This window comes from Arthrobacter sp. MDT1-49-2 (assembly GCF_059090185.1).
Genome location: NZ_JBNHFK010000003.1, coordinates 317572 through 330245 on the forward strand (window position 1 = coordinate 317572; position 12674 = coordinate 330245).

The following is a 12674-nucleotide window of genomic DNA, read 5'->3' on the forward strand; positions in this document are numbered from 1 at the left end:
CTGCCCGGTTACAGCCGCAGGCGCGCGCGGCCCGGCCCCGTTGGACGAAGCGGTCCGGCTGCGTCCGCCTAGGATGGAGTAATGGAAGACGTCATTGTTGTTACCGGTCCCAGCACGCTCCGCGGAGCAGTGACCGTCCCGGGTGCCAAGAACAGCGTGCTGAAGCTGATGGCCGCCACGCTGCTGGCCGAGGGCCGCTCCGTGATCACCAATGTGCCCAACATCCAGGATGTCTGGATCATGGCCGAGTTGCTGCGCCGGCTGGGGTGCGCGGTGGATTACGACGTCGACGCCGCATCGGTGGCCGTGGACGTGCCGGCGATGCCGGGTCACCAGGCGGACTATGACCTGGTGCGGGCGATGCGTGCCTCGATCTCGGTGCTGGGCCCGCTCGTGGCCCGCTGCCGCCGTGCCGAGGTGGCACTGCCCGGCGGGGACGCCATTGGTTCACGCGGCCTGGACATGCACCGGGCCGGGCTGGAGCTTATGGGGGCAACCATCGGCATCGACCACGGATACCTGATGGCCTCGGTCCCGGAAGGGCTGCACGGTGCGGCCCATATCCTGGATTTCCCGTCCGTGGGTGCGACGGAGAACCTCATGATGGCAGCAACGCTGGCACGGGGGAGGACCGTCATCGACAACGCCGCCCGCGAACCGGAAATCACCGACATCGCCCTCATGCTGACCGGTATGGGCGCCAAGATCAGCGGCGTCGGGACCAACACGCTGGTCATCGACGGTGTGCAGGAGCTGCACCCGGTGGAGCACCGGGTTGTGCCGGACCGGATCGTCGCGGGTACGTGGGCCTTCGCTGCCGCCATCACCGGCGGATCGATTGAAGTACGCCACGCGGATGCGTCCGCCCTCGCCGTGGTGCTGGACAAGCTGGTCCAGGCCGGGTGCGAAGTGGAAACCGGCGAGGACAGCTTCACGGTCAAGGGGCCGGCGCGGCCGGAGCCCATCAATGTCTCCACCCTGCCCTATCCGGGTTTCCCGACAGACCTGCAGCCGTTTGTGGTGACGCTGAACGCCGTGTCCACCGGCTCGGGCATGGTGACCGAGAATGTCTTCGAGGCCCGCTGGGGGTTTACCTCGGAGCTGGCACGCCTGGGCGCCGTGGTGCGCCTGGACGGGCACCATGCATTGATTCAGGGTGTTCCGCGGCTGTCGGGGGCGCCCGTCGTGGCCAACGATATCCGAGCCGGTGCGGCGCTGGTCATTGCCGGGCTGACCGCGGACGGGACCAGCGAAGTGCGCGGTGTTGACCATATTGACCGCGGCTATGAAAGGTTTATGGAAAACCTTCGCGGACTTGGAGCGAACGTGGTGCGCCGCCGGGGTTAGAAACGGTCGGGGTTAGAAACGGTACAGACGCAGGAAAGCCTCCGGCATATGCCGGAGGCTTTCCTGGTTTCCCTTCCGGGAATTACTGCTGGCTAATCCTTAGAGGGCGGTGACGCCGGTGGCCTGGGGACCCTTGGCGCCCTGGCCGATCTCGAAGGAAACGCGCTGGTTCTCGTCGAGGGTCTTGAATCCGTTGGTCTGGATCTCGGAGTAGTGGACAAAGACGTCGCCGTCTGAATCGTCCGGAGTGATGAAGCCGAAGCCCTTTTCGGCGTTAAACCATTTGACGGTACCCTGAGCCATTGTTTCTCCTCATAAATGGAACTTACCTGCACGCTCCGTGCGGCTTATGTTACTGAAGCAAGAAAGCCCAAGTTCTTGCCGTTCAGCAGTTCCTTGAGGAGCCTCTCGCTCGCAACGGTCTTGCGAGCATGAAAAAACACCTACACAAAGACTGGTAATAGAGTCGCATAAGCCATTTCGATGGTCAATGCCAAAAACGAAATATTTACAAGTTTTTCCTACGTGTTTTCCGGGGGCCTCAGCCAGGCCCCGCAGCGCAGGACGCCGAGGAGCTCCAGCTCCTGGGAAACCAGCAGGGCATCGGCCCGCAGCCCCCGCCTCAGGGCACCGACTTCATCCGCAAGCCGGAGCACCTCAGCCGGTACTGCGGTGGCTGCCAGCACGGCATCGGCAAGGGGAACACCGGCACCGACCGCGGTCCGGACGCACTGGAGCAGAGTGGCGGTGCCTCCGGCCAGCCCGCCGTCCGTGTTGTCCAAACGGGCGGTACCGCCGCTGACGACGACGGTCGCCGGCCCGAGGGAGTAGGTGCCGTCGCCCAGGCCGGTTGCGGCCATGGAATCGCTCACCAGCGCCACGTTGGCCGCGCCGGCCAGCTCAAAGACCGTGCGGACCATGGCCGGGTCCAGGTGCACGCCGTCGGCAATGATTTCCACCACCGCATCACCCTGCGACGCCGCCCGCAGGCACGCAGAGACGGGCCCTGGGGAGCGGTGGTGCATCGGGGCCATGCCGTTGAACAGGTGCGTCACTGTTGGGCGCGGGGCGTAGCCGTCGAAGCCTGCTTCCTCCATCTCCTCACGGGCAGATTCCAGCGACTCGGCAGCGGTGGTGTCCGAGGCGTCGGAATGGCCCAGGGAGGGTGTCACTCCCCGGGTGATCAGCCGGTCCACCAGCTCTTCCGCACCGTCCAGTTCCGGGGCGTAGGTCATGGTCACCAGCTCATCGTCGGAGGCGGCGAGGAGTTCATCCACGAAGTCCGGGTCCGGGGGAAGCAGGGAAGCCGGTTCCTGCGCTCCGCAGCGGATGGGGGAGAGGAACGGACCCTCCGCGTGGATGCCGGCAATGGTTCCCTCGCGGGCAAGGGCGCCGAGCCGGCCCGCGGCCGCCAGCAGTTGCCCCTTCGGGGCGGAGACGGTGCTCGCCAGCAGCGTGGTGGTGCCGGCGGAATGCAGGAACGCGGCAGCCCGGCGTATACCCTCACCGTCCGCGGTGGTGAAGTCGCTCCCGACGGCACCGTGACAATGCAGGTCCACCAGCCCGGGAATGATGAGCGCGCCGTCCGGCGCGGTAACCGGGTCCGGCCAGCCGTCGCGGTCGAACGCGTCCGCGGGCCCGGCGTGGGCAATACGGTCGCCCTCGAACGCCAGCACGCCGTCGCGGACCAGCCCGTCCGGGGCGAGCAGGGCACCGCGGATCCAACCGCGGCTTTGATCAGGGGCTGTGGACGTCATGCACCGATTCTAGGCATGCCCGCCCGGGCAGGGTGTCAGAACAGCCTGGAATCCCGGTCATCCACTCCGCGCATGGCGTCATAATCCAGCGTCAGGCAGGTGATTCCGCGGTCCTCTGCCAGGACGCGTGCCTGGGGCTTGATCTGCTGGGCGGCAAAAACACCCTTCACCGGTGCCAGCAGGGGATCCCGGTTCAGCAGTTCCAGATAACGGGTGAGCTGCTCCACGCCGTCGATGTCCCCCCGCCGTTTGAGTTCGACGGCCACCGTGGTCCCGGAAGCGTCCCGCGCCAGGATATCCACGGGCCCGATGGCCGTCATGTATTCGCGGCGGATCAGGGTGTGCCCTTCGCCGAGCCGGCTGATCTGCTCGGCCAGGAGCCGCTGCAGGTCCGCTTCAACGCCGTCCTTGATCAGGCCGGGATCAACCCCCAGGTCATGGGAGACGTCGGAGAAGCGCTCGTGGATGCTGATCACCAGCCGGTCATCGGTCTTGGCGCTCTGGACGTTCCACACCTCGGTAACCCCGGCCTCTGCGTCCGTCTCGTCCGGCGCCACGCTGCGCATGGTCGCGGGAGGGCTCATCCAGTTCAGCGGCTTATAGGATCCGCCATCGGAATGGATCAGGACGGAACCGTCGGCCTTGACCATCAGGAGCCGGACGGCCAGGGGCAGATGGGCACGGAGGCGGCCGACGTAGTCAACGGAGCAGCGGGCTATTACTAAACGCACAGTTGCACTTTACCGGCTCCACTGCGGCAAAATGACTTCTATGCCCCGCTCCAACCGTCCCCGCCGCGCGCCGTCGGCCGGCAGCCCCGCCGGGCGCAATGCCCGCCGTAAGTGGGCCTCCGCTCCGCCGGAAGTCGATTTGGAGCGCACGCGCGCCGGACTTCCCCGGCATGAGAGCGGTCCCGACGGCGAGTGGTCCGTGCGGCAGATCACGGCACAGAACGCTGCCAAGGACTATCGGTGCCCCGGCTGCGGCGTACTGATCCCGCCCGGCACCGCACACCTGGTGGTCTGGCAGGAAGATTCACTGTTCGGCAGGCAGGCCGCCGTGGAGGGCAGGCGGCACTGGCACAGCCATTGCTGGCGGACCCGCCGGCGCTACTAGGCGGGCAGCAAGTGCAGGCCGGGGTCAGTGCCGGTCCTGCCGGGCAATAAAGACTTCCTTCAGCAGGAGCAGCGTGGCCGCTGCCGTCGGGATGGCGATGAGTGCCCCCAGGACGCCGAGCAGCGTGCCGCCGGCAATGACGGCGATGACGGCGACGGCGCCGGGCACTGCCACCGCACGCTGCATCACGCGCGGCGAAACGAAGTAGGCCTCAAACTGCAGGTACGCCATGTAGAGGATGGCAAACACCACCGCCGTCTGCCAGCCCACGGTCAGGGCAACAAGCGACACCAGGACCAGGGCAATGGGCGGGCCCACCAGGGGAATGAATGCCAGGAGGGCCACCACGAAGGCCAGCAGGACCGAGAACGGGACCCCGGTAATGGTCATCACGATGAACGCATAGGTGGCGTCCAAAAGGGCAACGAAGCCCTGGCCGATCACGTAGTTGCCCACGCTGCCGGTGATCTCCTCGGAGAGTGCCTCCACCCGCCGGCGGCGGCTGCGCGGAGCCAGCCGGTACGCCCATTTTTTCATCGAGGGCAGGGAAGCCAGAAAATACAGGGTGAGCACCAGGATGATCAACGCACCGAACAGGCCATTGGCAATTACGGTGCCAACACTCAGCACGCCGCCGAAAATGCCGCCCACTGCGTCGCTGTTGGAGAAAAACTTGGTGACCTCTTCGTCAATGCGGTCACGGACCTGGAACTGCCGGTCAATATTGACGAAGAAATCGGAGGCCAGGAAATCGTCGATGTACCCCGGCGCCTTGGAGACAATGTCGGAGGTCTGGCTGACGATGGTGGGAATCAGGGTGGCGAAGAACGCGGTAACGATGCCGGCCAGTGCCAGGACCGTGATGGCGATGCCGGCCGGACGCGGAATGCGCCGCGCACCGAGCCAGCGGACCACCGGGTCCAGGCCCAGCGCGATGAACAGTGCGGCACCGATCCACACCAGAAGTTCGCCGACGTTGGTGATGACGAAGTACAGCAGGAGGGCAAGGCCCACGCCCACGGTGAGCATAAAACCGAAATAAATGGGGTGTGCCCGCATGCTGCCGGCGTCCGGGTCCGGTACCGCCTGCGCTCCACCGATACCCAGCCGCTCATCCGGAAGGCGGACATCGGGATCCACGGCGACTTCGGGGCCCGAAAGATCCTCCGGCGGGATCTCAAAACGCGGCCGCGGCCTGGCACCGGGCAATCCCCGCTGCAGGCGGCCGGTGACCGCGGCGATCAAACCGGGCAGCCGGCGCGGGGTTGCAGCATTGGGTCCCGGCGCCTCCTTTGGAGACACGTCTCCGCCTGCCGGCGCCTGCTCGGGGCCGGGGAGCGGTGCGTGGACGGGAAGGTCCTCGTTTTCGCTCATGCCGTGCCCTCTTCCTGTGCCGTTTGCGGTGCCTGATACGTTGCGAAACCTTATCAGCCGCACCGGCTCCGGGAGGCGTTTCCATTCCTTCGGGACCTCAAAGGACATCGGGGCCGGGCCCCTCGAATGGGCCGTGTCAAGGGACTTCGTTACCATTGGGTTATAAAGTGCCAGGACACCGATGAACCGCTGCGCTTCCGCCGACCACATCCGCAGGCTTTGTTCCTGCCTGCCGGACGGCGCCGACCCGGAGATGTCACTTCACCGAAGATAGGTAAATTGTGCGAAACAAATTTGCAGTTCCGCTGATAGTCCTCGGGGTGCTGCTGATGCTGATCGGCATCGGACAGCGCACCATCTGGGCACCCCCGGAGACCGAATCGGTCTCCGCCGCCGGGGCGTCGGACGGGGAGGTACAGGGCGGCGTAGTTACCGTGCTGGAATCGGAATTGCTGGCCGAATATCCGGACGGCGTGGACATCACCGTCCGCTCCGAAGCACCGTTCACCCTGGCAGTGGGGCGCGCCAATGACGTGCAGGCCTGGGTGGGGGATGCGTCTGCCACCCGCCTGAGCCCGGGTGATGGAAGCCTCGGCCTGCAGGTGGGCACGGACGACAACGGCATCACCGCCCCGAACCCCGCAGGCTCGGACATGTGGGTGGCAGAGGAAGCGGCGGAAGGCGAACTGTCCTACACCTGGGAAGCACCGGCTGAGGGCGAGTGGGAAATCCTGCTCGCCACCGACGGTACCGCTCCCGCCCCCACCGATGTCACGCTCAGCTGGGAAAACGATGCAAGCCGCCCGTTTGCCGTCCCCCTGATCATTCTCGGCGCACTGCTGGCCGTCCTGGGCCTGGCACTGGGCTTCCTGCGCAGCGGCGGCGACGGCCCGCGCAGCGGACGCCGCAGCAGCGGACCGGACACCGGTACTGCGCCTGTGCGCAGCACCGAAACCGTTTCCGGAAGCACGGTGCCGTTCAGCGCCCTGTCCCGGGGCCGTCGTCGTCCGGGCCTGGCCGCTGCGGCCGCCGCCGCCCTGGTCCTGGTGGCCGCACCCTCTCCCGCGCTTGCCGGAGAAGATCCTGCTGACAGCCACCCCGTCATTCTGGATTCGCAGCTGAACCGGATCCTCACCTCCGTGGCCGACACGGTGGCGGCGGGTGACACAGCCAAGGACGCCTCTGCCCTGGATCCGCGGGTAACCGGCGCGGCCCTGGACATGCGCAAGGCCAACTACGCAGCCGCAGCAAAGATCCCGGATCACAAGGCGCCCGTGCCCGTGGCTTCGGAGGATTTGCTGACCCAGTCCGTGAGCTCCAACTTCTCCTGGCCCCGCACCGTGGTGGCGGTCACCCAGGGCGAAGGGAACGAGGTGCCGCAGGCACTGCTGCTGGTCCAGGCTTCCGCAAGGGATAACTACAAGCTCGCCTCCGCGGTTGAAATGCTGCCGGCCAGCACGTTCCCCGAGGCTCCCGCTGCCGAAACCGGCACGGACCAGATTCCGGCCGATTCGGACAACGGCCTGGCCATGGCACCCCAGGCGGCCGTGAGCGCCCTGGCGGATTCCCTCACCAACCCGCAGGGCGGCAACAAGGACACCTTCGAGTCCAACCGCTTCAGCGACGACGTGGTGGCCTTCGAAGACGGGGTGAAGAAGGATCCCAAGAACGAGTTCGCCAACATCACGTTCAGCCACACCCCGGATCCCGAGGCCACGCAGGCGCTGCGGACCGAGGACGGCGGCGCGCTGGTTTTCGGCTACCTCTCCAACACGTTCTCCAGCACTCCCAAGGACGCCGGTGATTCCGTCAACCTGGCCGGGACGATCTACGAGGCACTGACGGGGGCGCCGGATACGGACGCCGGCATCGATGTGACGCACGGCGAGGCAGTGATGATCTACGTCCCCGCCGCCGGCGGCACCGGTAAGGCGCTGGTCGTCGGTGCTTCCCAGCAGCTGCTGTCAGCAACCCTGAAGTAGCTGACGGCTCCGGAACGGAGGCAGGCTTGCCGGTGACCGGGCGCAAGGTAATAAGGTGAAGAAATGAGCACACCGAACCACCGCCCCTCACCGGCGGCCCCGTCCTCCATGAACTTCCGGGGGGCCGTTGACCTCTCCGCGCTGAAGGCCCGCTCCGCGGCCCCGCCGGCAGCTGCCGCACCGGCTGCACAGGCCGCGCCGTCGGATGCAGGCGCCCCCGCTGCGCCGTCGCCGTTCGTGGTGGAGGTTTCGGAACAGACGTTCCCGCAGATTGTTCAGCTTTCCGCCGAGGTGCCGGTGGTCATCGACCTGTACTCGCGGACCAACGCGGACTCGCAGAATGTGTCGGCAGTACTGGCGGGAATTGCCGCTGAAGAGAACGGCCGGATGCTCCTGGCCCGGGTGGACGTGGACGCGTACCCGCAGATCGCCCAGGCCTTCCAGGCCATCGCCGTGCCCACGGTGGCAGCTGTGCTGAAGGGTCAGCCGGTGCCGATGTTTGACCGCGCACTGCCGGAGGAACAGATCCGTGCCGTGGTGGCCGAGCTGCTGCAGGTGGCTGCCGCCAACGGCGTGAACGGGTCCCTGGACGGCGCCGCGGCAGAGGAGCCGGGAGCAGAGGCGCCGCTGCCGCCGCTGCACCAGGAAGCCTTCGACGCCATTAACGCCGAGGACTACGACGGCGCTGCCGCAGCCTACCGCAAGGCCCTCGCCGAGCAGCCCGCCGACGCCGAGGCAAAGGCCGGGCTGGCCCAGGTGGAGCTGATGATCCGGCTCCGGGGAGCGGACGCCGAGGCAGTGCGCCGGGCCGGTGCCGATGAACCCGACAATGTGGCGGCACAGCTGGCCGTGGCCGACCTGGATATTGCCGGAGGACACGTCGAGGATGCCTTCCGGCGCATCATTTCCCTGATCGCGCGTGTCCACGGCGAGGACCGGGAGACCGCACGGCTGCGGCTGCTGGACCTGTTCGAAATCGTGGGCATTAGCGATCCCCGGGTGACCAAGGCCCGCTCGGCGCTGGCCCGGGCCCTCTTCTAGGCGGCAGGAACCTCCATGGAAACGGCTTCACTGTTTGACCCGCTATCCCTGCGCGGGCTGGAACTGTCCCACCGCGGCTGGGTGGCCGCCATGTGCCAGTACTCCGCTGACCCGGTCCTGCCGGATGTTCCGGGCAACGCCCCCGGCGTACCCAACGACTGGCACCTGATGCATCTGGGCTCCTTCGCCGCCGGCGGCGCGGCCCTGATCATCACCGAGGCGGCAGCCGTCAGCCCCGAGGGGCGCATCAGTCCCCAGGACGCCGGTATCTGGAATGAGGAACAAACTGCGGGGTGGCAGCGGATTACGGAGTTCGTGCACCGGCACGGTGCGGTGGACGCCCGGATCGGCATCCAGCTGGCACATGCCGGCCGCAAGGCATCCACCTATGCCCCCTTCGCAGCCGGTCACGGGAGTGTTCCGGCCGCGGACGGCGGCTGGCAGACCGTCGGCCCCACCGCCGAGGCATTCGGCAGCTACGCCGCACCCCGGCAGCTGGATGAGGACGGCATCCGCCGTGTCATCAGTGACTTCGCCGCGGCCGCCGTCCGTGCGGTGGATGCCGGTTTCGACACCATCGAGATCCACGGCGCGCACGGGTACCTGCTGCACCAGTTCCTCAGCCCTCTCGTCAACACGCGGACCGACGCCTGGGGCGGCGACGAAGCCGGACGCAACCGGCTGACCCTGGAAGTCATCGACGCAGTGCGGGCCGTCATCCCGGAATCCATGCCCTTGCTGCTCCGGATTTCCGCGACTGACTGGATGACCGGGGGAGTGGACGCCGAATCCTCCGTGGTGCTCGCCCGCCAGGCCCGTGAGCGTGGGGTTGACCTGGTTGACGTCTCCACGGGCGGCGCCGTTCCGGGCGCAACCATCCCTGTCGCACCGAATTATCAGGTGGAGTTCGCGGCGGCAGTCCGCCACGGGGCCGGAATCCCCACGGCTGCCGTCGGGCTGATCGATACCGGTGCCCAGGCCGAGGACATCCTGCAGGCGGGTTCCGCCGACGCCGCCCTGATAGCCCGGGCAGCCCTGCGGGATCCGCATTGGTGGCTGCGGGCAGCCGCCGAGCTGGATCAGAAGCTGCCCTGGGTGCCGCAGTATGAGCGGGGTAGGCGTCCCGGCGGGTTCTAGCCGCAGGCAGTAGTCCGCGCGGGGGAGGAACCGGCGCCTGCGCGCGTCGGATCTGGTCCCTGCTGCCGAGGTCATTGAAACCGGCGGCCGCTAATCTGGGCGTATGACAGATCCCGTGCCTGTGACAGATTCAGCGGCTGCCGCCCCGGCCCTGGCCATCCGGGGACTCGCAAAGCGTTTCGGCCCGAAGACCGCCGTTAACGGCATCAGCCTGGATGTCCCTGCCGGGTCCTTCTACGGACTGGTGGGACCCAACGGTGCCGGCAAAACCACCCTGCTGTCCCTGGCCACCGGCCTGCTCCGGCCCGATCACGGCCAGGTATGGGTACACGGAACCGACGTCTGGGCCCGCCACCTCGACGCCAAACGGATGATGGGCATCCTGCCGGACGGCGTGCGTCTTTTTGACCGGCTGACCGGCGAGCAGCTGGTCGCCTATGCCGGCCTGCTCCGGGGAATGGACCGGGACACGGTGGCGTCCCGGACCAAGGACCTGCTCAAGGCAATGGACCTCAGCGCGGATGCCGGAAAGCTGGTGGTGGATTACTCGGCAGGCATGACGAAAAAGATTGCCCTGGCCGCGGCGATGATCCATGCCCCGCGGCTGCTTGTCCTCGACGAGCCGTTCGAGGCGGTTGACCCGGTCTCGGCGGCGAATATCCGGGACATTCTTTCCGGCTATGTTTCCTCCGGCGGCACAGTCATCGTCTCCAGCCATGTCATGGACCTGGTCCAGCGCATGTGCGACCACGTGGCGGTGGTGGCAGCCGGCAACCTGCTGGCAGCCGGGACCGTGGACGAGGTCCGCGGCAACGGCAGCCTGGAAGACCGCTTCGTCTCACTGGTAGGCGGCCGGACCCACTCGGAAGGGCTGGAATGGTTGCGCACCTCCTGAAGCTGAAGCTTGTTCTGCTGCGCAACTCGCTCCGGCGCAGCCCCTGGCAGCTGATCGGCATCGTACTCGGCTGCCTGTACAGCTTGGGCATCCTGGCCGTCCTGCTGGCAGCCCTGTTTGTAGCCGGGGCGGATCCTGCCCTGGCCCGTGCCGGGGTCATCCTCGGCGGTGCCCTCGCCATCCTGGGCTGGGCGCTGATTCCGGTGGTGTTCTCCGGCCTGGACCTGACCCTGGACCCCGCACGCTTCACCACGTTCGCCATTCCGGTGCCACAGCTGCTCACCGGCCTGGCACTGGGCGGCCTGATCGGTATCCCAGGGGCGACCATGGCCCTGGCCGTGCTCGCGCAGTCCTTGAGCTGGTTCCGCTCGCCGGCGGCCCTGGCAGCTGCGTTGGTGCTGGCGGGCGTCGCACTCTTCACCTGCCTGATCGTCGCCAGGGTTACCGTGGCAGTCGCGGGATCCCTCACCGGTTCGCGCCGTTTCCGGGACGTGACCGGGCTGCTGCTGATTGTTCCGCTGGTCCTGCTGGGCCCGCTGCTCGCGGCCGTGGAAGGAATCAGCCTGAACAGCGCGTTCCTCCTCCGCCTGGCTGACGGGCTCTCCTGGACACCGCTCGGCGCCGTCTGGGCCGTCCCGGGGGACATTGCCCTGGGCCACTTCGGCGCCGCGGCCGCCAAAACCGCCATCAGCCTCGTGTTCCTGGCAGTGTTGGTTCTCGTATGGAAAGCGTTGCTGCTGCGGGCGCTGGTAAATCCGCCGCAGGTTTCCGCCGGTGGCCGGAAGTCCGCCGGGCTCGGGTTATTCGCCCGTTTTCCTGCCACTCCCACCGGCGCCGTGGCTGCCCGTGCCCTGACATACTGGTTCCGCGATCCCCGGTACAGCGCCTCGCTGCTGATTATTCCGATCCTGCCGGTACTGGTCGTGTTCATGGCCAACAATGCGGGGCCGGACAGCAACCCCGGGCTGCTGGTCACCCTGGTGATCGGCCCGCTGATCGGGTTCCTGCTGGGGTATACCCTCCATGCCGATGTCTCCTACGACAACACGGCCTTCGCCCTGCACCTCGCCACCGGTGTCAGCGGGCGGGCAGACCGGGCGGGACGCGTGCTGGCCTGCGCGGTGTTCGCCGTCCCGGCCGTGGTGCTGGCCTCGCTCCTGCCGGCGTTCCTGAGCGGGTTGGCGCATCTGGCTCCCACCGTCCTCGGCGTGAGCCTGGGCGTACTGCTGATGGGCATGGGGGTCTCCAGTGCCGTGTCCGCCCGATACACCTACAACGTGCCGCTCCCCGGTGAGAACGCGTTCAAGACCCCGCCCGGATCGGCCGGCCGGACCTTTCTCGTCCAGGGTCTTCTGGGCGTGATCCTGCTGGTGCTGCTGGTGCCGGTGCTGGTCCCGGCGGTGCTCGCCGTGGTGACGGAGAACCTGGCATGGGGCTATGCGACCCTGGCAGCGGGCATCGTGCTGGGCTCGGTGCTGCTGGCGGTCGGTATCCGGCTGGGCGGGCGCTGGATGGACGCCCGGGGTCCGGAACTGCTGCAGCAGGTCTCCGTCAACAAGTAGACGGCGGGTACTAAGATGGAAGCCATGAGCCTGCCCCCAGATCCTTTCGAATCCGATCCCCGCCGCCTGGATGACAACGGGACGTCCACGGCCACCATCGAACGCGAAGAACTGCGTGAAGAGATAGAACCCGGCGACAGTGAGCGCTTTGCCCACTACGTGCGCAAGGAAAAGATCATGGAGTCCGCCCTGTCGGGGGAACCCGTCATCGCGCTGTGCGGCAAGGTCTGGACCCCGGGACGCGATCCGCAGAAGTTCCCCGTCTGCCCCACCTGCAAGGAAATCTACGAGGGCCTGCGCCCCGGCGGAGACAAGCCCAAGGACAAGAAGTAGTCCGTCCGTCCTGACGCGTCCACCCGTTTTCCAGCCTTCACCTGTGAGGGCAGTTAGTCCTGATGCCTGCATGACCAACGTGTTTACGCCTGCGCCTGAGTGCAGGCGGCCCGCAATGCCCTACATCGGC

General features: G+C 67.1%; 12 protein-coding genes. 8 read left to right on the top strand and 4 right to left on the bottom strand.

Going from position 1 to position 12674, the window contains the following annotated elements; translation table 11 throughout:
- Positions 1-81: 81 nt before the first annotated feature.
- Positions 82-1347 carry a UDP-N-acetylglucosamine 1-carboxyvinyltransferase gene (gene murA / locus AC5RTS_RS06365; protein ID WP_493991229.1) on the top strand — a complete coding sequence of 422 codons (1266 nt, stop codon included), beginning with the start codon at positions 82-84 and terminating at the stop codon, positions 1345-1347.
- A gap of 99 nt (positions 1348-1446) precedes the next feature.
- Here murA and AC5RTS_RS06370 read toward each other — a convergent pair whose 3' ends face one another.
- The 3 genes from AC5RTS_RS06370 to nucS all read right to left on the bottom strand — a co-directional run bounded on the left by AC5RTS_RS06370 (position 1447) and on the right by nucS (position 3835).
- The gene (locus AC5RTS_RS06370) at positions 1447-1650 is read right to left on the bottom strand and encodes a cold-shock protein (RefSeq protein ID WP_146361532.1); all 204 of its coding nucleotides are present in this window, start codon (positions 1648-1650) and stop codon (positions 1447-1449) included.
- 218 nt (positions 1651-1868) lie between these two features.
- Complete coding sequence (locus tag AC5RTS_RS06375; RefSeq protein ID WP_493991230.1) at positions 1869-3104, bottom strand: N-acetylglucosamine-6-phosphate deacetylase; 1236 nt, start codon at positions 3102-3104, stop codon at positions 1869-1871.
- Between the two features lie 35 nt (positions 3105-3139).
- The gene (gene nucS, locus AC5RTS_RS06380; protein WP_493991231.1) at positions 3140-3835 is read right to left on the bottom strand and encodes an endonuclease NucS; all 696 of its coding nucleotides are present in this window, start codon (positions 3833-3835) and stop codon (positions 3140-3142) included.
- A 40-nt stretch (positions 3836-3875) separates the two neighbouring features.
- Between nucS and AC5RTS_RS06385 the strand changes: the two genes are divergently transcribed.
- The gene (locus AC5RTS_RS06385) at positions 3876-4220 is read left to right on the top strand and encodes an Rv1322 family protein (RefSeq protein ID WP_493991232.1); all 345 of its coding nucleotides are present in this window, start codon (positions 3876-3878) and stop codon (positions 4218-4220) included.
- A gap of 24 nt (positions 4221-4244) precedes the next feature.
- On the opposite strand, the gene AC5RTS_RS06390 is transcribed toward AC5RTS_RS06385, so the two are convergent.
- Entirely contained in the window at positions 4245-5594 is a 1350-nt protein-coding gene (locus tag AC5RTS_RS06390; protein ID WP_493991233.1) for an AI-2E family transporter, read from the bottom strand.
- A gap of 281 nt (positions 5595-5875) precedes the next feature.
- On the opposite strand from AC5RTS_RS06390, the gene AC5RTS_RS06395 reads away from it, so the two are divergent.
- The 6 genes from AC5RTS_RS06395 (at position 5876) to AC5RTS_RS06420 (ending at position 12544) form a co-directional block, all read left to right on the top strand.
- Positions 5876-7576, top strand: coding sequence for a DUF8094 domain-containing protein (locus AC5RTS_RS06395; RefSeq protein WP_493991234.1), 1701 nt, complete (start codon positions 5876-5878; stop codon positions 7574-7576).
- A gap of 63 nt (positions 7577-7639) precedes the next feature.
- Positions 7640-8617: a co-chaperone YbbN gene (locus tag AC5RTS_RS06400; protein WP_493991235.1), complete on the top strand. Its 978-nt coding sequence runs from the start codon at positions 7640-7642 to the stop codon at positions 8615-8617.
- A gap of 15 nt (positions 8618-8632) precedes the next feature.
- Complete coding sequence (locus tag AC5RTS_RS06405; RefSeq protein WP_493991236.1) at positions 8633-9754, top strand: NADH:flavin oxidoreductase/NADH oxidase; 1122 nt, start codon at positions 8633-8635, stop codon at positions 9752-9754.
- A 103-nt stretch (positions 9755-9857) separates the two neighbouring features.
- Positions 9858-10649 carry an ABC transporter ATP-binding protein gene (locus AC5RTS_RS06410; protein WP_493991237.1) on the top strand — a complete coding sequence of 264 codons (792 nt, stop codon included), beginning with the start codon at positions 9858-9860 and terminating at the stop codon, positions 10647-10649.
- Positions 10631-12211, top strand: a complete 1581-nt coding sequence (locus AC5RTS_RS06415) for a transporter (protein ID WP_493991238.1) — start codon at positions 10631-10633, stop codon at positions 12209-12211. Before AC5RTS_RS06410 ends, AC5RTS_RS06415 begins: the two co-directional genes overlap by 19 nt.
- 24 nt (positions 12212-12235) lie before the next feature.
- Positions 12236-12544, top strand: coding sequence for a DUF3039 domain-containing protein (locus AC5RTS_RS06420; RefSeq protein ID WP_423723748.1), 309 nt, complete (start codon positions 12236-12238; stop codon positions 12542-12544).
- The last annotated feature ends 130 nt before the right edge of the window (positions 12545-12674 follow it).

Excerpts from the sequence above, each read along its gene's own strand:
- AC5RTS_RS06410 (WP_493991237.1), top strand. The coding sequence starts at position 9,858 with ATGACAGATCCCGTGCCTGTGACAGATTCAGCGGCTGCCGCCCCGGCC.
- AC5RTS_RS06375 (WP_493991230.1), bottom strand. The coding sequence starts at position 3,104 with ATGACGTCCACAGCCCCTGATCAAAGCCGCGGTTGGATCCGCGGTGCC.
- AC5RTS_RS06405 (WP_493991236.1), top strand. The coding sequence starts at position 8,633 with ATGGAAACGGCTTCACTGTTTGACCCGCTATCCCTGCGCGGGCTGGAA.
- AC5RTS_RS06390 (WP_493991233.1), bottom strand. The coding sequence starts at position 5,594 with ATGAGCGAAAACGAGGACCTTCCCGTCCACGCACCGCTCCCCGGCCCC.
- AC5RTS_RS06370 (WP_146361532.1), bottom strand. The coding sequence starts at position 1,650 with ATGGCTCAGGGTACCGTCAAATGGTTTAACGCCGAAAAGGGCTTCGGC.
- AC5RTS_RS06420 (WP_423723748.1), top strand. The coding sequence starts at position 12,236 with ATGAGCCTGCCCCCAGATCCTTTCGAATCCGATCCCCGCCGCCTGGAT.
- AC5RTS_RS06415 (WP_493991238.1), top strand. The coding sequence starts at position 10,631 with ATGGTTGCGCACCTCCTGAAGCTGAAGCTTGTTCTGCTGCGCAACTCG.
- AC5RTS_RS06385 (WP_493991232.1), top strand. The coding sequence starts at position 3,876 with ATGCCCCGCTCCAACCGTCCCCGCCGCGCGCCGTCGGCCGGCAGCCCC.
- AC5RTS_RS06400 (WP_493991235.1), top strand. The coding sequence starts at position 7,640 with ATGAGCACACCGAACCACCGCCCCTCACCGGCGGCCCCGTCCTCCATG.
- murA (WP_493991229.1), top strand. The coding sequence starts at position 82 with ATGGAAGACGTCATTGTTGTTACCGGTCCCAGCACGCTCCGCGGAGCA.